We start from the raw sequence: 18,914 nt of genomic DNA, 5'->3' as shown, positions 1-18,914 counted from the left end.
CGGATAATTCCGATGCGGTGAATGTTGGTCAGCTTAAAACTGTTGAGGCAAATGTAGACAAAGGTCTTAACTTTAATGCCGATAAGGGTGGTTCTAAAACCTCTAAGCTAGGTTCTACCGTGGCGATTAAAGGTAAAGATCAGAATATTCAGACGGAGATTAATCAGGATGCTGAGGGTAACACTAATATTAGTATTGCCTTAGCGAAAGATCTTGACATTGATAGTGTCAAAGCCGGTGAGACGTTACTGAATAACGATGGTCTAAGCGTCGGTGATAAGGTAAAAGTGAGCAACACAGGCATTACCGCCGGTGATGTTAGTCTAACCACCGAAGGCATTAATGCGGGCGGCAAGCAGATCACGAATGTTGCGGCTGGAAAGGCAGATACCGATGCGGTGAATTATGCTCAGCTAAAAGAAATTGAGGCTCAAGTGAAGGCATCGTCCACCAAGCTAGTTGCTGGTGATGGTGTGACTGTAGACGGTGGCAAGCAAGGAGATGGTAGCAGCCAGTACACCATATCAGCCAAGACGGATGGCACAACGATCCAGATCAATGATAACGGTGCCATCGCAGCGAATACCACGACCTTTAACACGACGACAGATGGTACCGTGGGCACACCGGTTGCGCCTGGTGCCTTAGTGACGGCGGAGACAGTTCAGTCAGCGGTTAATAACGCAGGCTTTAACGTGATTGGCGCAGGTAATAACGCCGATCCGGGTGTCGCCTTTAGCAAGGAGTTGGTGAAAGCAGGTAATACCGTGACCTTCGAGGCAGGTGATAACTTGACCTTGAAGCAAGAAGGCACGCAGTTTACTTTTGCCTTAGCCAAGGATGTTAGTTTTGATAGCGTCAGTGTTGGTGATGTAAAAGTGACGAATACCGGCATTACAGTAGGTGATGTTAGCTTAAGTACGGGAGGCATTAATGCGGGTGGCAAGCAGATCACGAACGTGGCGGCTGGAAAGGCAGATACCGACGCAGTAAATGTTAGCCAGTTAAAAGCGGCTGTCGGTGGTTTTAATAATGTAGTGAACCACCTAGGTAATGAAATTCACCGCGTCGATCGTGAAGCTCGCGCTGGTACCGCCTCTGCAGCAGCAATGGCTAACTTACCGCAAGCCTATCTACCTGGTAAGAGCATGTTTGCGATTGCCGGTGCCGGTCATCGTGGTGAGCATGGTTACGCCGCAGGGTTATCCACCATCTCCGATAACGGTAAGTGGATTATTAAGAGCTCTGTCTCTGGTAATACACGTGGTGATGTAACTTACGGCGCCGGCGTGGGTTATCAGTGGTAACTTGCCATTGAGGACCTGAATAAGCTGACTTCAAACTGCTCAATCGTCCGCCCATGCGGTGGTATCAAAGCTTAAATAGTAAGGCACCGACGAGTCGGTGCCTTAATTCTTACAAGAAGCAATCGCTTTATATCGAGCGTAGCGATTAGCTAGGCACAATGCCTAAGCCTTACGACGCTCAGCAATATCGGCAGCAGCGGTGAAAAGTACGTCGGTTGAAGAGTTTAAGCCTGTTTCAACCGAGTCTTGAATCACACTGATGGTGACACCAATAGCAATCACCTGTGCTGCGATTTCATTACTGACACCGAATAAGCTACACGCCATTGGAATCAGCAGTAATGAGCCACCAGGAACGCCGGAGGCACCACAAGCAGCAACCGTAGCCAGTAAACTCAGTAAAAAGGCGGTCGCAATATCTACCTCAATACCTAGGGTATGCACAGCGGCTAAGGTTAAGACGGCGATGGTAATTGCTGCACCGGCCATATTAATGGTGGCACCTAAGGGGATGGATACAGAATAGGTTTCCTCACGTAAGCCGAGCTTTTTAGCTAAATCCATATTGACCGGGATATTGGCTGCAGAGCTGCGTGAGAAGAATGCCATTAAACCACTTTCAGCTAAACACTGCATCACCAATGGATAGGGATTTTGGCGGATTTTGAACCATACGATGATCGGGTTGACAACTAAGGCCACAAAAGCCATCGCAGCAACTAACACCACCACTAATTTGGCATAGCTTAATAAACTACTTAAACCAGTTGCAGCCACTGTGGACGCAACGATACCGAAGACGCCGAAAGGCGCTAAACGAATAATCCACTGCACGATTTTGGTCATCGCAAGCGCCAGATCCGATACCACCGCTTTAGTTCCTGGTGCTACCATCCGCAGGGCGAAGCCGAATAAAATAGCCCAAGTTAAAATGCCGATATAGTTGGCAGACAGCAAGGCATTGACCGGATTGTCAACCACCTTTAACAACAGAGTATGTAAGACCTCGGTAATGCCAGTCGGCGCATCACTGACGCCACTCTCGGGGTTTGGTAGCGTTAAGGTGGTCGGGAATAAAAAGCTTGTTGCCACGCCCACAAGGGAGGCGGCTAAAGTACCGATAAGATATAAGACAACAATCGGTCGCATATTGGAGCTGGTATCAATCGTTTGTGAGGCTAGGGCAGACATCACCAAAATAAATACCAAAATCGGTGCTACCGATTTTAAGGCGCCCACAAACAGTGTGCCGAGCAACGACATTTTTAAAGCCAAGGCCGGTAGCGCCACGCCGATAATCGCCCCTAATATCAAACCGATAACGACTTGCTTAACTAGGCTGCCGCGCAAAAATGCAGCGGCAAATGCATTTACCTTCATTATTTTTTTCCTCAGTGATTAAATTCTTCGTATTGTAACTGTATATGAAAATTAAGGTCTAGCAGCCAATGAGGACTAGGCGATTTGATCGCATTGCTTTGATCCAAATCGACTTAATGCTAGTAGAAGCCCTTATTAATTTATGCATGAGTAAGTTATAATTTAATAAGGTAGTAATACACATTGTGTATAAATAAGTAAGTTCATTTGTCACAACGTTTTATACAAAGGAAGATAGTATGGCAGCACAATTTTTTATGCCTAGCAATAATGTGATCGGTGCGGGTGCACTTGATTCAGCGGTGGATATTATCGCCTCTTTAGGTTTCAAAAAGGCCTTAATCGTTACCGATAAGCCCTTAAGCGATTTGGGTTTTGCGGCTCAGGTAGCGGATCGTTTAAAGGCTAAAGGCGTTGAAAGTGACATCTTTGATGAGGTTCAGCCTAATCCTACGGTAAAAAATGTTAACGACGGTTTGGCTAAGCTGAAGGCCGCTGGCGCAGACTGTGTGGTGTCGCTGGGTGGTGGTTCACCGCATGACTGTGCTAAGGGTATCGCCCTCGTAGCCAGTAATGGTGGCAAAATCGAGGACTATGAGGGTTTGGATAAATCCGCTAAGCCGCAATTACCGCTAATTTCTATCAATACCACGGCCGGTACCGCGTCTGAAATGACGCGCTTTACCATCATCACCGATGAAAGCCGTCATGTGAAAATGGCGATTGTCGATAAGCACGTGACGCCAATCTTATCGGTTAATGATCCGAAGTTGATGGAAAATATGCCTGCTTCATTAACGGCCGCGACGGGTATGGATGCGCTAACCCATGCGGTTGAGGCCTATGTATCAACCGCAGCCAATCCGCTCACGGATGCCTGTGCGGTTAAGGCCATTGAGTTAATTGCGAGCTATTTACCAACCGCAGTTAAAGAGCCTAAAAATGCGGAGGCGCGCGAGCAGATGGCTTATGCGCAGTTCTTGGCCGGTATGGCATTTAATAACGCCTCGCTCGGTTATGTGCATGCGATGGCACATCAGTTAGGTGGTTTTTACGATTTACCACACGGCGTTTGTAATGCGCTATTACTACCTCATGTTGAGGAGTTCAATATGCGTGCGGCTAAAGCGCGTTTAGATGAAGTGGGCGCGATTCTATCCGCTAACAACCAGGAGCTTGAGGGTTTAGGCGTGATTGATGCCATTAAAAAGTTGGCAGGCATCGTAGGTATTCCAAAATCACTACGTGAGCTAGGTGTCAAAGAAGAAGACTTTAAGGTCCTCGCTGAAAATGCGATGAAGGACGTGTGTGGTTTAACTAACCCGGTTCAGCCTACACTTGATGAAGTAATTGCTATCTTTAAAGCAGCATATTAAGCTTAACTCGTTTAAGTTTTAATTAAATAAACCCGCCACTGAAGCGTGATATTGCTCAAGTGGCGGGTTTTCTTATCAAGCGACTACACTATCTTTAGTCCTCAACATACCAAGTATCTTCGGATAGCATCACTTGCTGATGACCATAGCCTGCAGGCATCATAGGGAAGCAGTTTTCCTGTGCCTGTACACGCACATCCAAGAAATAAGGTCCCTCCGAATTAAAGCATGCCTCAAGTGCCGCATCTAAGTCTCTAGGATCGCTGACGCTAGCGGCTTGCCAGCCAAAGGCTTGGGCCACGCTCACAAAATCTGGCATGCAATCGTTATAACTGTGACTGTAGCGACCCTCGTGAATGAGCTCTTGCCATTGACGTACCATGCCCATATAGCGGTTATTACAGAGCACCACTTTAATTGGGGCACGGTGCTGTACTGCGGTAGCCAGCTCTTGGATATTCATCAGAATCGAGGCATCCCCGCTAACACAAATCACCAGTTTGTCGGGATTGCCGATTTGTGCGCCAATCGCAGCGGGCATACCATAACCCATGGTGCCAGCACCGCCGGAAGTTAACCAACGATTCGGTTGATTAAATGTTAAGTATTGGGCAGCCCACATTTGATGCTGACCGACGTCAGTACTCACAATGGCATCCTTGTTCTCAATCTTTTGATTGATGCGAGTCAGTAAGTCTTGCGGTAGGATTTCCGTGGTTGAGGGCGTAAAGCCTAAACAATTCTTGCTACGCCATTTTTCAATTGTTTGCCACCAATCATCCAGACGTGAGCGTTCCATGGGGAGCGCCTTCACCTCATTAAAGAGGCGCGTTAAGAGAGTGTGGCAATCACCTACCAGGGGCACGTCAGCGCGCACCACCTTATCAATGGAGGCGGGGTCAATGTCTAGATGAATTTTAAGGGCGTGTGGACAGAAATCAGAGAGACGACCAGTGATTCGGTCATCAAAGCGAGCGCCGATACAGATAATCAGATCAGCATGGTGCATCGCTAAATTGGCTTCGAGAGTGCCGTGCATGCCCAGCATGCCGACAAACTGCTCGTCATTGGCGGGGTAGGCGCCCAGACCCATCAGAGTCAGGGTGCATGGCGCGCCGGTATAACGTACTAAGTTGCTAAATACCTCAGCCGCCGCTTTACCGGAGTTAATTAAACCACCGCCGCCGTAAAACACCGGGCGACGAGCATTGACAATTAAATCGGCTGCACGTTTGATATTGGCTAACATTGCAGGTGCAGGCACTTCCGGCGTACTTTCAGCCCGCTTTTCAATGGTGAAGGTCGATTTATCAATGGCTTGAATTTGAATGTCTTTGGGGAAATCAATTAACACCGGTCCTGGACGACCCTCGGTGGTCATTTGATAGGCTTTGGAAACGAGCGGCACCACATCCTCGGAGCGCTTGATCTGCGCATTCCACTTAGTGACGGGGCGTGAAATACCGATCGCATCACACTCTTGGAAGGCATCGGTACCAATGGCACTCGTGGCTACTTGACCGCTGATACAGAGCACAGGTATCGAATCACACATCGCATCCAATAAACCGGAGGTGGTATTAGCTATGCCGGGACCAGAGGTCACTAAGACCACGCCCGGTTTACCCGTGCTGCGCGCATAGCCTTCGGCGGCATGGACCGCACCCTGCTCGTGGCGTACCAAAATATGGCGAATACGCGGTTCAGCATAAATGGCATCATAAAGCGGTAAAACCGCACCGCCGGGATAGCCGAAAATGGTATCAACACCCAGCTCAATTAAGGTCTCCAGTAAGGCTTGAGCGCCATTAAAACACAGTTTTTGTTGGAGGCTTTGCTGTGTATCCATATAAAAACCCTCGCTTGTTTTATTCTAGTTTGATTAGTTAAAAAATGAGTAGCTTGATTTTAACCCTAAGTCAGTAAGAAACTTGCAATGCACAAGTGCTATGCTTAAACTAATATAATCTTTAGCGGTTTCCCATTGACTAGAGCGGGTAAACTGGCACGCTATTATCAAATTGAGGATTGTTATGAGCGTTCATACGCAGATTAAGCGTCTTACCATCCCCCAATTGCAAGCCATGAAGGGCGAGCAAAAAATTGTTTCACTGACTTCTTATACGGCGCCCTTTGCACGAATTTTGGACGAGGTGGTGGATTTTATTCTGGTTGGTGATTCTACCGCAATGGTTGGCTATGATATGCCGGACACCTTATCCATTACGGTGGATATGATGGCACAACACGCTAAAGCGGTGGTGAGTGCGACTCAACGTTGTGCGGTGGTGGTGGATATGCCTTTCGGTAGTTTTCAGGAGTCCCCTGAAATGGCATTTCGCCACGCTGCCAAGCTACTGCGTGTGAGTGGCGCTGACTCGGTCAAAATTGAGGGCGGGGAGTATTTGGCGGAGACTACGCGATTTTTAGTTGAGCGCGGTATTCCTGTGTTAGCCCATATCGGTTTGATGCCTCAATACTTCCATACCATGGGTGGTTTTAAAGCGCAGGGTCTGAGCGATGAGGCAGCCGAGCGTATTTATCAAGACGCCTTGGCACAAGAGGCGGCCGGCGCTTGGGGTATTGTGATTGAGGGTACGGCAGAGCCTTTAGCACGTCGTATCAGTGAGGCGGTGAGCATTCCCACCATCGGTATTGGTGCCTCCCCGGCCTGTGATGGTCAGGTGTTGGTGGCGGAGGATATTTTTAATCTTACCCACGGGCGCATTCCTAAGTTTGCGCAGCAATTTAGTGATGTGGCGGCTGTGATTCGTGAGGGTGTGACAGCCTACGCAACGGGTGTTAGAGAGGGTAGTTTCCCGAGCTTGGATCACTGTTTTGGCGTTAAAAAATAATGTCCAAGACCTCAACCAAGCCTAAAAAGCGCTATCGAAAAGCTCGCAAAATACCCGGTGCGCCATGGGTTGAGGTGCGCCAGTCGCAGGTCCATGGGCGAGGGGTGTTTGCCATTCGTGATATACCTAAAGATACCCTGATCATTGAGTATACCGGTCGTCGGATTAGTGCCGAAGAGGCGGATGCCATGTGGCCAGTGGATCCAGACGATCCCTATCATACCTTTTTCTTTTCCTTAAGTAGTGGGGAAACCATTGATGGGGGTACCAAAGGTAATGCGGCTAAGTGGATCAATCATAGCTGCGAGCCGAACTGCGAAGCACGTGAGGGTAAAAACGGTTATCGGGTGTATATCTATAGCTTACGTGATATTAAACAGGGCGAGGAGTTGTCCTTTGACTACGGTTTAATCATCGATGATGAGCTCACGGAAACGCTTAAAAGTCATTATCGTTGTTGTTGTGGTAGTAAGCAATGCCGCGGTACTATGCTGAATCTTGCCTCATTTGAAGAGGGTGCTGAGGACGCAGAATAAGTTTAGCCTTAGCCTTAAGCAAAGCGACGTTCCTCGCATGTTGATTGAGAGACGTCGCTTTTGCATTTGCCTTGAGGCGGTGGGTTAAGGCTGCTCGACTTGCGTGCTTGCTTCAGTTATTGCCGCATTGCCATTCTCACTGGTCGCCACGCTACTGAGCGTTTCATCAGCATTGGTGCTGCTTACCAACTCAGCGACTTTACTACGTGATAGCACACCGACCAGCTCATCGTTGTCAGTGGTGACGACCACGGGTTCATCACTATCGGTTTGGATCATATGTGGTAGCACCTCTTCCAGATTGACATCAGCAGACACCGTGGCGGCCTCAACAACTACGCTGGAGATATCTCTGAGGCCACGCTGCATGGCTTCTTCGGCGGCGGCGAGCTTGATAATGCCGGCAAAAACTTGGCCATCTAGGACGGGGGCAAAGCTCAGCTGCAAGGCTTTCATGCGCTCATAGGCATGGGCTGGGCGAGCACGCATGGTGAGCTTTAGCGGTGGTGTATTAATCGCATGCGCTGTATTTAGCGCTTTACCGCGATTCACGTCTTGGAGGAAGTTCTCAATATAGCTACTTTGCGGTGATAATAAAATATCTTCCGGCGTGCCCTCTTGCACCAAGGCACCATCCTTTAAAATCGCAATGCGGTTACCCAAACGTAGCGCTTCGTCCAAGTCATGGGTAATAAAGACAATGGTTTTATTTAAACGATCCTGCAGTTCAATCAATTGATTTTGCATTTCTCGCTTAATCAAAGGATCTAGCGCTGAAAAGGCCTCGTCCATCAGGATAATGTCGGTATCCGTGGCTAAGGCACGCGCTAAGCCTACACGCTGCTGCATGCCGCCAGATAATTGATTGGGGTATTGCTCTTCAAAGCCTCGCAATCCCACTTGCTCTAGCCAATAGCGAGCTTTTTCATGGGCCTCTTTTTTAGGTACTTTTTGGGTGATGAGCCCGTAAGCGGCATTGTCTAACACGGTTTTGTGTGGCAATAGCCCAAAGCGCTGAAAAACCATGCTCATGGTTTTGCGACGGAATGCTTGTAATTCTCGCTTATTTAGACTCATCACATCCACGCCATCAACCAAAATTTGACCGTCCGTCGGATCAATCAGTCGATTAAAATGGCGAATGAGGGTGGATTTACCAGAGCCTGATAAACCCATAATCACATAAATACTCCCTTCCTCAATACTTAAACTAATGTCTTTAAGTCCCAAGGTATGACCGCTTTTTTCTAAAAGTTCTTGCTTGCTCATGCCGTTTTTAACCGGCTCAAGCCATTTTTTCGGTTCCTTACCGAAAATTTTATAAATATTTTTTACTTCGATTTTACTCATTTGGACTCTCGATTTTGAATGCGTTTACCATAAGACTGTGAGATGCGGTCAAAGAGTATGGCTAAAATCACAATGCCAATACCTGCTAATAAGCCGCGACCGACTTCTAGACGGTTAATGCCGAGAAGTACCTCATAGCCCAAACCTCTGGCGCCAATCATGGATGAAATGACGACCATGGAGAGTGCCATCATGGTCGTCTGATTAAGACCGGCCATGATATTGGGTAAAGCTAAGGGTAATTGCACGCCAAATAATTGCTGTAAGGAATTAGCGCCAAAAGAGCGTGATGCTTCGAGTACCTCTTTATCCACTAGTCGAATACCTAAATCAGTCAGACGAATCAGTGGCGGTACAGCATAAATAACCGTTGCAATAATGGCGGGGATTTTGCCCAAGCCAAATAGCATCACGACAGGAATTAAATACACAAAGCTTGGCAACGTCTGCATCACGTCTAACAAGGGCAACATCACCGAGCGGACGATTTTGGATTTGCCGGTGATAATCCCCAAGGGGATGCCGACCAAGACGGAGAGCACAGTGGCCATAATCATCAGCGCCAGGGTTTCCATACCCGCATCCCAGAGGCCGATAGAGCCCATCAGAAAGAGCAACAAGCCCATGCTGAGTGAAAAGAAGACGCGGCGACTGGCTAAATAGGCGAGTATGACTACCGCTAAGATGATGCTCCACCACGGTGCGCCGCGAAGAAGCTGTTCGATCCAAACCAATATTTTTAGAAAAGGTTGTGACATGGCGGTGAGGGTATCGGCATAATTGACGACTAAATCATCGACAAAGCCGTCAATTGCTCGTCTTGCTTCACGAGCGGAGAATATTTCTGGAAACATAGATTGAAATTATTTTAATAAGATTGTATAGGTGTCGATTTGTCAGGGGGGCGATCAATGCAAACAACGATGACTCATCCTGTGTAGGATTGCTTTTTGCATCAAACTAGCTGCCTCGCTAGCGCTCACTAGCAAGGCAGCGCTCATTAGAGCCTAAGCGACTAAGCTCAGCGACTTAGAGTGACTTTTGAACACGTTCGGCTACCTCTGCTGGTACCCACTTAGTCCATACCTCAGGGTATTCGGCGAGGAACCATTTGGCGACATCCATGGATTCATCACCGGATTCCTCCATTTCAGCCAGGGTGGCATTGATCACCTCTAAAGGCACTTCATTTTTATCGAAGAAGGCTTTTAATTGCGGCGCTTCTTCTGAAAACTTTTTATTTAAAGCAACAAAGACCGGGTTACTAGGATAGGCATTCGGCTCGGGGTTTTGACAATCCACATCGGTTAAGCACTTATGCTTGGCTTCATCATATTCTGGTAATTCTAATTCGACCAAGTCTAATGAGCCCACAAGCGGGGTTGGATACCAGTAGTAGAAGGCGATATTGTTTTTGCGACGATAGTCGGACATTAAGGCAGCTTTTTGGGCAGCCCCGGTGCCGGGTTGATAGTAGGTGAAATCATCGCCGAGTTCCAAGGCATTAAAGAGGTTGGTGCTGACGACCTCACACGCCCAACCAGCAGGACAACCATAGAAACGACCTTTGCTCGGATTCTCTGGATCTTTGAACTCCTCTTTGAATTTCACCAGATCAGCGGCTGACTTTAGTTCAGGGAAACGCTCTTGTACGTATTTAGGAATAAACCACGCCTCACCACCTAAAAATAAATCACCGGAACGAACCACGCGGCCACGCGCTAAGGCCTCATCCCAAATGGTGCCCATGGAGTTTAACCAGATTTCAGTATTAACATCCAAGTCACCGCGTTCTAAGGCAGCTAAGGCCGGTAAAGTCTCAGTCGGTAAAACCTCGGTTTTGCAGCCGTAGCCCTGTTCTAGAATTAAGCGCTGTACATCCGTTAGTACTAGATTGGACTCCCAGCTCATGCCGCCGAAATTGATGGTGCGATCAACTTCGCACGTAGGCGCTGCGGCTGCTGTATTAAACGCAGCGAAGCTGAGTGTTGCAGCGGTGAGCGCGCTGCGTAATAGATTTTTATGCTTGATTTTCATGCGTGAAAAGCTCCTTAAGTATTACATTGTTCATACAAAAATATTTGTAGCCAACTACGTACGCCAAGAGTTTTGCGGAAAACGAACAAAACGAGTTGCTCGTCAATACAAGGTAGGGATGATGATCCCCAGATTGACAGATACCGTAGTAGAAAATTTAAATCCCTTTAACTCACCTAAGTAGCAGGTACAGCGATGAAAAAAACCACTTAAATTTTATACTTAAAGAAATTTGAACTAACTACAAGTACACAGAAGAAATTTTAAATAACATATAACCATAACCCAGATAATGTCAGATTGCAAATTCGCTGCTGATGGCGATAGCACCCAACGGCACCCAGCCATTTTCGTCTCACGTCGCGTAAGTTATAGGCTTGAGCTCTTGTCTAAAGCGCTGACAAGGTTCAATTGATGGCATAAATTGTTTACAATATTTAATAATTGCTATTATTTTTTGGAATAACCTTGATACGTCTAGAACATATATATAAACGTTTTGAGACGAGGGGTAGACCGGTACATACGGCGCTAAGTGATGTGAATTTAGGCATTGAGCGTGGCGCTATTTACGGCATTATCGGCCGTTCGGGTGCCGGTAAATCTACTTTAATTCGTCTCTTAAACCTACTGGAAAGACCGAGTAGCGGCAAAGTCTACTTTAACGATGAGGATATTAGTGCCTTCAGGGGCGCCCAGTTGCGTCAGTTGCGTCATCGTATCGGCATGGTGTTTCAGCACTTTAATTTATTAAGTTCACGTACAGTCTTAGATAATGTCTGCTTACCCTTACGCTTACTGGGTGTGGCTAAACAGGATAGAGAGGCGCGCGCGCTGGAACTGCTGGAGATTGTTGGTTTAACCGAGCATACGCATAAGTACCCCGCCCAACTATCCGGTGGGCAAAAGCAGCGCGTGGGGATTGCGCGTGCATTGGCCAATAACCCAGAGCTGTTACTGTGTGATGAGGCGACCAGTGCCTTGGACCCCGAAACCACGCAGGCCATTCTTGCCCTACTTAAGGACATTAATCAGCGCCTTGGTATTACCATTGTGTTGATTACCCATAGTATGGATGTGATTCGCAGTGTCTGTGATCGTGTGGCAGTGCTCGATCAGGGGCATTTAGTTGAAGAGGGTGAGGTGATTGATGTCTTTCTGCATCCGCAGCATCAAACCACGCAGTCCTTATTGCAGGAGAGCAGCGGGGTGGATGCGCAAGCGTGGAAGCGCCTGGTTAAGGACAGCGGAGTTCAGGTATTACGCCTCAGCTATCGTGGTGAAAGTACTTCACAACCCATTATCAGTCATTTATCTCGGGAGTTGGGGGTGCAAGTCAGTATTCTGCAGGGTACGGTTGGCCAGTTAAAAGACACGGCCTATGGACAGCTGGTGGTGTCAATTGATGGTGATGCTGCACAACAAGCACAAGTGACGCAATTTTTAGCAGCAAATCATGTGACGTATGAGGTATTAGAGGCGTGAATTTTCAACGAGTTGATTGGAGCCTGATTCTTGAGGCGACCCTAGATACCTTGATCATGACCGGCTGGTCCTTGCTGTTTACAGTGATTATCGGCTTGCCTTTAGGTATTTATTTGTTTTTATGTAGTGAGCGACAGTTATTGGCGAATAAGCCCGTCTATCAATTGCTATCCTTGGTGGTGAATGTCCTACGTTCGGTGCCTTTTTTAATTTTATTAATTATTTTAATTCCATTTACCCGCTTTGTGATGGGTACGGCGTTAGGCGTGCCAGGTTCAATTCCACCGTTGGTGGTGGGGGCTGCGCCGTTTTTTGCGCGTTTAGTGGAAAATGTCTTGCGTGAGCTGGATCCGGGTATTTCAGAGGCCTGTAAAGCTATGGGGGCGACACCTCGACAAACGGTGTTTTATGCCTTATTACCCGAAGCAACCACCGGTATTATCAGTGCCGTGGTGGTCACTGCTATTACCCTCATTGGTTATACTGCCATGAGTGGGGTAGTCGGTGGTGGCGGTCTCGGTGATATTGCCATCCGCTATGGTTATCAACGCTATCAGGTTGAAGTCATGTTGATTACCGTGGTCATTTTGGTGGTGCTGGTGCAAGTGATTCAGATGTTTGGCGATCGGCTGGTTGCTAAAATGAATCGTAAATAATCACGCTGTGAATGCCAATCAGGTTCGCTCAGCGAGCTTAGCGAACCTGATACAGCTGGTTTGGGGTAAGCGTGTCAAATGGCGCAAAGCCCAATAGTACGGTATGGCATAGAAGCGTACCGTGCACAATGTCTCTGAGTAGGCTGATGTGCAAGCCTCATCCTACTCCCTTTATCCATTCAAGCCTTGAAAATTCTCATGCTTGACCAATCGATTTTGGTGGATCATCACTGAGAAATAAACGATAAAAACCATCAATCGCTAATAAAAAAATTAAGGCGTTAAAAAGCGAGCTCAGAAAAACACATAGAAATCCTATGACTTCGTATATGGGAGATTTAAAAGACGCTACCGTTGATTTTAACCAATCAGGATGTTCAAACCAAAAAGTTGGGAAAAAGTAAAATAAGAACAATTGAATAAAAACTAATATGACTAAAAGATTAAAAATTAAATATTTTTTGTTTTGTAAGACACATGCTATATTTTTTGGAGTTTGATTAACAAAGCATTGCTTTTTAAGTAGTGAGCAAAGCGAATAAAGCACAAAACAAATGAGTAGCGTGTTAATAAGATTAAAAAAAATAACCGTCACAAAATCAGTTACTTCAGGATACAGAAGACCCTCTTTCGTGCTAAACAAGACTTTGCTGATATAAAAAGGCAGTAAACGCAGCCACATCGGCATTATCGGTAAAGCATCAAAGAGCAGCCAATTAAACAGAAACCCTTGCAAACAAAAAGTAAGAGTAAAAAAGATAAAAAATTTTAGAACTTTCATTTCACAGTGATCGTCCCATATGTCATTATAGAAGTCCCTTGTATTTGACGTTTTTTTGTAGCTTTTATAAGATTTCGAACTTTTTGAAAATCATTGTATGAATCAATAGTTATACAGCCTTCACTGATGCCGCGCTCCCCTTTTGGGTGTAGTCTAAAAGCACCTCTAATCATGCTGTCACACTGAACACTATCATCTATGAAATTATCCTCTGCATACAGGGCGAACCATTCTGAATAATTGCTTAAGCCTGTTAACTGTCTTATGATTCTATGATTTGCAAGAGTGGTTTTAATTTTACAAGTTGTACTATTAAAGCAGCTTCTATCAACAATATAATATTTGCCTAAAGGGATGGGTCCCAAATTCTTTATACACTGAAAAAGTTTTTTATTTCTATACCTTCCCATACCTGAAAATGCTTTAACATTTACCCCATTAAGTCTAAGTTCACTAAACTCTTGATCGTTAAGTTCAAAAGTACCTTGTATGAGCATTCAGCTACCTCAACTAGAAAAGATTACTTAAAGTGATTTGTCGTTATTTTATTAGACTGATGTTAAAGATTTATTAATTAAAAGTCTTTGCAAGTTCTAGTTTTTATCGCTTTTTCTTTGGCATTTGTATATTATTAAAAGCACATTTTCAAACGATTGGAGTTTTACATGAAGTTAAAATCTATTTTTTCGGCCTTGGCCTTAACTGCTGCCGTCGCTGTACAACCGGCTTTAGCTGCCGATAAATTAAGCGTTGCTGCAACACCGGTACCGCACGCCGAGATTCTTGAGCATATTAAACCTGCGCTTAAGGATGAGGGTGTCGATCTTGATATTGCCGTTTTTACCGACTATGTGCAGCCTAATCAGCAAGTGGCCGATGGTCAGATTGATGCTAACTTCTTCCAGCATAAGCCTTATTTAGACAGCTTTAATAAGGAGCGCGGCACGGATTTAGTCAGTGTGGCATTAGTTCACGTTGAGCCTTTCGGTGCTTATTCTAAGAAAACCGATAAAATCGACGATCTTAAAGAGGGTGCCCGCGTAGCTATTCCTAATGACCCGTCAAACGGTGCTCGTGCACTTCTTTTATTAGAAAAAAACGGTCTGATTAAATTAAAAGATTCTGATAATTTATTAGCGACTGCCAGAGATATCTCTGAAAATCCTAAGAAGTTGAAATTTACTGAATTGGAAGCAGCGACTTTGGCGCGCGTTTTAGATGATGTGGATTTAGCTTTGATTAATACCAACTATGCCATTGAAGCCGGTTTAAATCCTTTAGAAGACGCATTAATTATCGAAGGTTCCGAGTCACCTTATGCTAACTTAGTTGCTGTTAAAGCGGGCAATGAAAAGGATCCTCGTGTCGAGAAGTTAATTAAAGCTTTAAATAGCGAGGATGTGAAGAAGTTTATCGAAGAAGAGTATAAGGGCGCGGTTGTTCCTGCTTTCTAATCGTTTCCTCAATGCTTAACTGATAGTTTTCGGTTGTTTAAGCCTCACTTAGCCATTTGGTTAAGTGAGGCTTATTTGTTTGATTAGTCGAATGTCAAATAGCGGTCACTCTCACCTGATAAAATTATATATATAGCCCTTTGTCCGCAATTAATTTAAAAAGGAAATTTCAATTATGCGTTTAGTCAACCGCATCTTTGATGAGTTGCAAGTAGGTGAAAAAGCTGAGCTACGTCGCCTGATCACAGTCGATGATTTATATGTGTTTGCTTCAGCATCGGGTAACTATAATCCGAGCAGTTTGCCTAATTACGATGTCGATGGTGATGGCGAGCCTGAAAATATGGCGCCGACGATGTTTGTCGCTTCCATTGTTTCTGCAGTGGTGGGTAATATCCTCCCCGGTCCCGGCGCGGCTTTTAAAAATTACAGCTTTGATGCGTATGAGCGTGCCCATCCGGGTGATGAGATGTTAATCAAGGTAGAGGTAATAGATAAAAAGGATAATAATGTTGTTACCTTAAAGCTGTCTGTTGCTCGTGTTTCAGATGATAAATTAATTCTTGATGGTCAAACCGATGTGATTGCGCCGACCATTAAATTTGAACGCGACAATATGGATGTACCGGGTCTGTTGGTACAACGTCATCGTCATTTTGAGGAGCTTTTACGTCGCGCCAAGCAATGCAATCCAATTCCGGTAGCGGTGGTGTGCCCACACAACAAAAACTCTTTGGGCGGTGCTATTTTGGCAGCCAAAGAGGGTATTATTATCCCGATTCTTTTAGGGAATGAGGCTAAAATTCGTGAAGCTGCCGAGAAGATGGGCGAGGATATTTCTCAATTTGAAATTATCAGTGTGCCCGGCAGTGATCAGAATGTGGTGATTGAAGCTTGCAAATTAGTACACGAGGGTCGTGCCGCCTCGATTATGAAGGGGCATTTACATACCGATGATTTATTGCGCGGCATGCTGAATAAGGAGCATGGCTTACGGGTGGGTCGTCGCTTTACTCACGTCTTTATTATGGATGCGCCGAGTCGCCCAGAGTTACTGTATATCAGTGATGCGGCGATTAATATTTACCCAGATTTAAACACGAAGGTTGATATTGCTCAAAATGCCATTGATCTTGCGAATTCATTAGGAACAGAAGCACGGGTGGCGGTGTTATCGGCGGTGGAAATGGTGAATCCAGCCATTCAGTCGTCGGTGGATGCGGCCCTATTATCCAAAATGGCTGATCGTGGTCAGATTACCGGTGGTTTGGTGGAAGGACCTTTGGCCATGGATAATGCCATTGACGAAAATGCCGCTCGCACCAAGGGCATTGTCAGTGAGGTAGCCGGTCGTGCAAACATTCTAGTGATGCCGGATTTAGACGCCGGTAATATGTTTATTAAGCAAATGACCTATGTTGCGCATGCTGAAGGTGCCGGTTTAGTACTGGGCGCCAAGGTACCGGTGATTTTAAACTCACGTGCGGATAGCGAGATGTCGCGCTTAGCCTCTTGCGCCGTGGTGTGTTTACAGTATGCAAATAAAAAGAGTAAATAAATGATTGTTTAAGGAGCGTTCATGACTGTTAAGAAGGAAAAAGCCAAAGGTTTTTTAGCACTGAATTCCGGTTCATCTTCTTTAAAGTTCGCCCTCTACCTTGATGAACAAGAAAAAGAGAGTATGGTAGGTCGTTGCGAACAGATCGGTACGGGTGGTAATGTTCGCATTAAGGATATTGAGGGGCAGCCTTTGGTGCTACCTAAGACGTATTCATTGGACACGCATGAGGCCGCCATGCAGGTGGTGTTAGATGCGATGGCTTACTTTTTCCCTGATATTGAGGTGCAAGCGGTTGGTCATCGCGTGGTGCATGGTGGCAGAAGTTTCGATGGGCCTATTTTTATTACGCCAAAGGTGTTAGAAAATCTTGAGCGTTTGGTTAAACTTGCGCCGCTGCATGAGCCACACAATATTGCGGGTATCCATGCGGCCATGGAGGCTTTTCCAGGAGTGCCGCAGATTGCTTGCTTTGATACGGCATTTCATCGTAGCCAGAGCTTTGTGGATAACGCCTTTGCCATTCCTTATCATTATTATGAAGAGGGGATTTTGCGTTATGGTTTCCACGGTTTAAGTTATGAATATATTAATGCGGAGGTAGCGCGTCTCGCACCGGAATTGCATCAGGGCAAGGTGGTGGTAGCGCACTTGGGTAACGGCGCCTCCTTATGTGCTATTGAGGCAGGTCGGAGCAAGGCATCCACCATGGGCTTTACTGCGATTGATGGTTTGCCGATGGGTACTCGCTGCGGTCAATTAGACCCCGGTGTGATATTGCACTTCTTAGAGACCGAGGGGATGAGTATCAAGGACCTAAACCGTATCCTCTATAAGGAATCGGGTTTACTAGGTTTGTCCGGCGGTTTATCTAATGATATGCGGGTCTTGACTGAGGCTGGGACAGAGGCAGCGCAGCGGGCGATTGACTATTTTACCCACAAGGTGTGTGCCGGTGTGGCATCGATGGCTGCTGCTATGCAAGGCATTAATTTATTGGTCTTTACTGCCGGTATTGGTGAGCATTCATCCTTGGTGCGGCGCAAGGTCTGCGAGGGTTTGGCTTGGTTGGGTGTGAGCTTAGACGACATCAGTAATACGCAGGGTAAAGGTACACGCCTCATTAGCGCTAAAGATTCCAAGTTTAAGGTGATGGTGATCCCGACCGACGAGGAGGTGATTATTGTCCGTGCGACCCGTGCCTTACTTGCTGAAAAGGCTGTTGCCGAAGTCTGTTAAGTCAGTCTATCAAGGAGGTGTCTATGCGCAGTGGAAAGAAGCTTACACTAAAAGACGGGACCCAGATTTTTTATCGTGATAGCCATCCCGAGGGCTATCAGGGGCTGACGGTGATTGCTTTGGCGGGCTTAACGCGGAATAGCCTGGATTTTGAGTATTTAGCTGCTCATTTCGATCCTAAGATACGCTTATTGCGCATTGATAGCCGCGGTCGTGGTTATTCTGACTGGCGTGAGGCCTCGAGTTACACGGTGCCTCAAGAAACGGCGGATGTGCTTGAGGTGATGGAGCAGTTAGGGATTGAGCGTGCCGCCTTTATCGGTACTTCACGTGGTGGTTTGATTGCGATGGGGCTGGCTTATGCTGCACCGGAGCGTATTGTGGGTGTGCTTTTTAATGATATTGGTCCGGTGATTGAAATGGCGGGTTTGCTTAATATCGGCGATTATCTAGGCATTGCACCCACGGCTAGGACTTTAGAAGAGATGGCGGTGCACTTAAAAGCGGCGCGTGTCGGCTTTCATCAGGTACCTGATTCGCGCTGGTTAGAGGAGGCGCAACACCAGTATTTACAAGCTGAGGACGGGGTAAGGCTTTTTTATGACCCAGCCTTGCGTCAGAGCTTTGTAGAAAGCAATATTGAGCAAAATCCAGTGCTGTGGGACTTCTTTGATTTACTCGTGGATAAACCGGTGGCTGTGATTCGTGGTGAAAACTCAGATATTCTCAGTGCTGAGACGGTGTTGGCGATGCAGCAAAGACGAGCTGATATGTTGGCGTGTACGCTCAAGGACCGTGGGCATGTGCCCTTTTTAGATGAGCCTGAGGCATTGCAGACGATTGAAGCGTGGTTGGCGCAGTGTCAGCGTAAGCGTCCGGTGAACTCCGATTGACTTCCGT

Annotated in this window: 17 protein-coding genes; 10 read left to right on the top strand and 7 right to left on the bottom strand. The window is 46.4% G+C overall.

What is annotated here, in order from left to right:
• Positions 1–1,307 (top strand): YadA family autotransporter adhesin (locus tag HMPREF3179_RS05515; RefSeq protein WP_070469955.1); only part of this gene is annotated, 1,307 nt, incomplete at its 5' end.
• A 162-nt stretch (positions 1,308–1,469) separates the two neighbouring features.
• On the opposite strand, the gene sstT is transcribed toward HMPREF3179_RS05515, so the two are convergent.
• On the bottom strand, positions 1,470–2,687 hold the full coding sequence (gene sstT / locus HMPREF3179_RS05510; RefSeq protein ID WP_070469952.1) for a serine/threonine transporter SstT: 1,218 nt from the start codon (positions 2,685–2,687) through the stop codon (positions 1,470–1,472).
• A gap of 239 nt (positions 2,688–2,926) precedes the next feature.
• Between sstT and yiaY the strand changes: the two genes are divergently transcribed.
• Positions 2,927–4,063 carry an L-threonine dehydrogenase gene (yiaY, locus tag HMPREF3179_RS05505; protein ID WP_018027092.1) on the top strand — a complete coding sequence of 379 codons (1,137 nt, stop codon included), beginning with the start codon at positions 2,927–2,929 and terminating at the stop codon, positions 4,061–4,063.
• Between the two features lie 94 nt (positions 4,064–4,157).
• On the opposite strand, the gene ilvB is transcribed toward yiaY, so the two are convergent.
• A complete protein-coding gene (gene ilvB, locus HMPREF3179_RS05500; protein WP_018027093.1) occupies positions 4,158–5,912 on the bottom strand; it encodes a biosynthetic-type acetolactate synthase large subunit in 1,755 nt (584 codons plus the stop codon).
• Positions 5,913–6,096: 184 nt separating this feature from the next.
• On the opposite strand from ilvB, the gene panB reads away from it, so the two are divergent.
• Complete coding sequence (panB, locus tag HMPREF3179_RS05495; RefSeq protein WP_018027094.1) at positions 6,097–6,918, top strand: 3-methyl-2-oxobutanoate hydroxymethyltransferase; 822 nt, start codon at positions 6,097–6,099, stop codon at positions 6,916–6,918.
• A complete protein-coding gene (locus tag HMPREF3179_RS05490) occupies positions 6,918–7,454 on the top strand; it encodes an SET domain-containing protein (protein ID WP_018027095.1) in 537 nt (178 codons plus the stop codon). Before panB ends, HMPREF3179_RS05490 begins: the two co-directional genes overlap by 1 nt.
• 84 nt (positions 7,455–7,538) lie before the next feature.
• Here the strand turns inward: HMPREF3179_RS05490 and HMPREF3179_RS05485 are convergent, their stop codons facing one another.
• From HMPREF3179_RS05485 to HMPREF3179_RS05475, 3 genes are all read right to left on the bottom strand, one after another.
• Positions 7,539–8,804: a quaternary amine ABC transporter ATP-binding protein gene (locus HMPREF3179_RS05485; RefSeq protein WP_070469950.1), complete on the bottom strand. Its 1,266-nt coding sequence runs from the start codon at positions 8,802–8,804 to the stop codon at positions 7,539–7,541.
• Positions 8,801–9,658 carry an ABC transporter permease gene (locus tag HMPREF3179_RS05480; protein WP_018027097.1) on the bottom strand — a complete coding sequence of 286 codons (858 nt, stop codon included), beginning with the start codon at positions 9,656–9,658 and terminating at the stop codon, positions 8,801–8,803. Before HMPREF3179_RS05480 ends, HMPREF3179_RS05485 begins: the two co-directional genes overlap by 4 nt.
• A 175-nt stretch (positions 9,659–9,833) precedes the next feature.
• Positions 9,834–10,841, bottom strand: coding sequence for an ABC transporter substrate-binding protein (locus HMPREF3179_RS05475; protein ID WP_070469949.1), 1,008 nt, complete (start codon positions 10,839–10,841; stop codon positions 9,834–9,836).
• A gap of 468 nt (positions 10,842–11,309) precedes the next feature.
• Between HMPREF3179_RS05475 and HMPREF3179_RS05470 the strand changes: the two genes are divergently transcribed.
• Both HMPREF3179_RS05470 and HMPREF3179_RS05465 read left to right on the top strand, forming a co-directional pair.
• Positions 11,310–12,326, top strand: a complete 1,017-nt coding sequence (locus HMPREF3179_RS05470; RefSeq protein ID WP_048767471.1) for a methionine ABC transporter ATP-binding protein — start codon at positions 11,310–11,312, stop codon at positions 12,324–12,326.
• Positions 12,323–12,982 (top strand): methionine ABC transporter permease, encoded by a 660-nt coding sequence (locus tag HMPREF3179_RS05465; RefSeq protein WP_018027100.1) that lies wholly within the window; start codon positions 12,323–12,325, stop codon positions 12,980–12,982. The genes HMPREF3179_RS05470 and HMPREF3179_RS05465 overlap by 4 nt, the downstream gene beginning before the upstream one ends.
• Positions 12,983–13,178: 196 nt before the next feature.
• Here HMPREF3179_RS05465 and HMPREF3179_RS05460 read toward each other — a convergent pair whose 3' ends face one another.
• The gene (locus HMPREF3179_RS05460; RefSeq protein ID WP_048767468.1) at positions 13,179–13,763 is read right to left on the bottom strand and encodes a hypothetical protein; all 585 of its coding nucleotides are present in this window, start codon (positions 13,761–13,763) and stop codon (positions 13,179–13,181) included.
• A complete protein-coding gene (locus tag HMPREF3179_RS05455) occupies positions 13,760–14,260 on the bottom strand; it encodes a DUF2778 domain-containing protein (protein ID WP_036559765.1) in 501 nt (166 codons plus the stop codon). The genes HMPREF3179_RS05460 and HMPREF3179_RS05455 overlap by 4 nt, the downstream gene beginning before the upstream one ends.
• Before the next feature lie 168 nt (positions 14,261–14,428).
• Here HMPREF3179_RS05455 and HMPREF3179_RS05450 point away from each other — a divergent pair, with 168 nt between their 5' ends.
• The 4 genes from HMPREF3179_RS05450 to HMPREF3179_RS05435 all read left to right on the top strand — a co-directional run bounded on the left by HMPREF3179_RS05450 (position 14,429) and on the right by HMPREF3179_RS05435 (position 18,907).
• Positions 14,429–15,217: a MetQ/NlpA family ABC transporter substrate-binding protein gene (locus HMPREF3179_RS05450; RefSeq protein WP_036559762.1), complete on the top strand. Its 789-nt coding sequence runs from the start codon at positions 14,429–14,431 to the stop codon at positions 15,215–15,217.
• Between the two features lie 175 nt (positions 15,218–15,392).
• Entirely contained in the window at positions 15,393–16,775 is a 1,383-nt protein-coding gene (locus HMPREF3179_RS05445; protein ID WP_070469948.1) for a bifunctional enoyl-CoA hydratase/phosphate acetyltransferase, read from the top strand.
• A 21-nt stretch (positions 16,776–16,796) separates the two neighbouring features.
• Positions 16,797–18,014 carry an acetate/propionate family kinase gene (locus HMPREF3179_RS05440; RefSeq protein ID WP_036559757.1) on the top strand — a complete coding sequence of 406 codons (1,218 nt, stop codon included), beginning with the start codon at positions 16,797–16,799 and terminating at the stop codon, positions 18,012–18,014.
• A 23-nt stretch (positions 18,015–18,037) separates the two neighbouring features.
• On the top strand, positions 18,038–18,907 hold the full coding sequence (locus HMPREF3179_RS05435; RefSeq protein ID WP_070469947.1) for an alpha/beta fold hydrolase: 870 nt from the start codon (positions 18,038–18,040) through the stop codon (positions 18,905–18,907).
• Positions 18,908–18,914 lie beyond the last annotated feature (7 nt).

The sequence above is a fragment of the Oligella sp. HMSC09E12 genome (genome assembly GCF_001808505.1).
Classification (GTDB): domain Bacteria; phylum Pseudomonadota; class Gammaproteobacteria; order Burkholderiales; family Burkholderiaceae_B; genus Oligella; species Oligella urethralis.
This window is presented reverse-complemented; position numbering and strand designations above follow the sequence as displayed.

Excerpts from the sequence above, each read along its gene's own strand:
- sstT (WP_070469952.1), bottom strand. The coding sequence starts at position 2,687 with ATGAAGGTAAATGCATTTGCCGCTGCATTTTTGCGCGGCAGCCTAGTT.
- yiaY (WP_018027092.1), top strand. The coding sequence starts at position 2,927 with ATGGCAGCACAATTTTTTATGCCTAGCAATAATGTGATCGGTGCGGGT.
- ilvB (WP_018027093.1), bottom strand. The coding sequence starts at position 5,912 with ATGGATACACAGCAAAGCCTCCAACAAAAACTGTGTTTTAATGGCGCT.
- panB (WP_018027094.1), top strand. The coding sequence starts at position 6,097 with ATGAGCGTTCATACGCAGATTAAGCGTCTTACCATCCCCCAATTGCAA.
- HMPREF3179_RS05490 (WP_018027095.1), top strand. The coding sequence starts at position 6,918 with ATGTCCAAGACCTCAACCAAGCCTAAAAAGCGCTATCGAAAAGCTCGC.
- HMPREF3179_RS05485 (WP_070469950.1), bottom strand. The coding sequence starts at position 8,804 with ATGAGTAAAATCGAAGTAAAAAATATTTATAAAATTTTCGGTAAGGAA.
- HMPREF3179_RS05480 (WP_018027097.1), bottom strand. The coding sequence starts at position 9,658 with ATGTTTCCAGAAATATTCTCCGCTCGTGAAGCAAGACGAGCAATTGAC.
- HMPREF3179_RS05475 (WP_070469949.1), bottom strand. The coding sequence starts at position 10,841 with ATGAAAATCAAGCATAAAAATCTATTACGCAGCGCGCTCACCGCTGCA.
- HMPREF3179_RS05460 (WP_048767468.1), bottom strand. The coding sequence starts at position 13,763 with ATGAAAGTTCTAAAATTTTTTATCTTTTTTACTCTTACTTTTTGTTTG.
- HMPREF3179_RS05455 (WP_036559765.1), bottom strand. The coding sequence starts at position 14,260 with ATGCTCATACAAGGTACTTTTGAACTTAACGATCAAGAGTTTAGTGAA.
- HMPREF3179_RS05450 (WP_036559762.1), top strand. The coding sequence starts at position 14,429 with ATGAAGTTAAAATCTATTTTTTCGGCCTTGGCCTTAACTGCTGCCGTC.
- HMPREF3179_RS05445 (WP_070469948.1), top strand. The coding sequence starts at position 15,393 with ATGCGTTTAGTCAACCGCATCTTTGATGAGTTGCAAGTAGGTGAAAAA.
- HMPREF3179_RS05440 (WP_036559757.1), top strand. The coding sequence starts at position 16,797 with ATGACTGTTAAGAAGGAAAAAGCCAAAGGTTTTTTAGCACTGAATTCC.
- HMPREF3179_RS05435 (WP_070469947.1), top strand. The coding sequence starts at position 18,038 with ATGCGCAGTGGAAAGAAGCTTACACTAAAAGACGGGACCCAGATTTTT.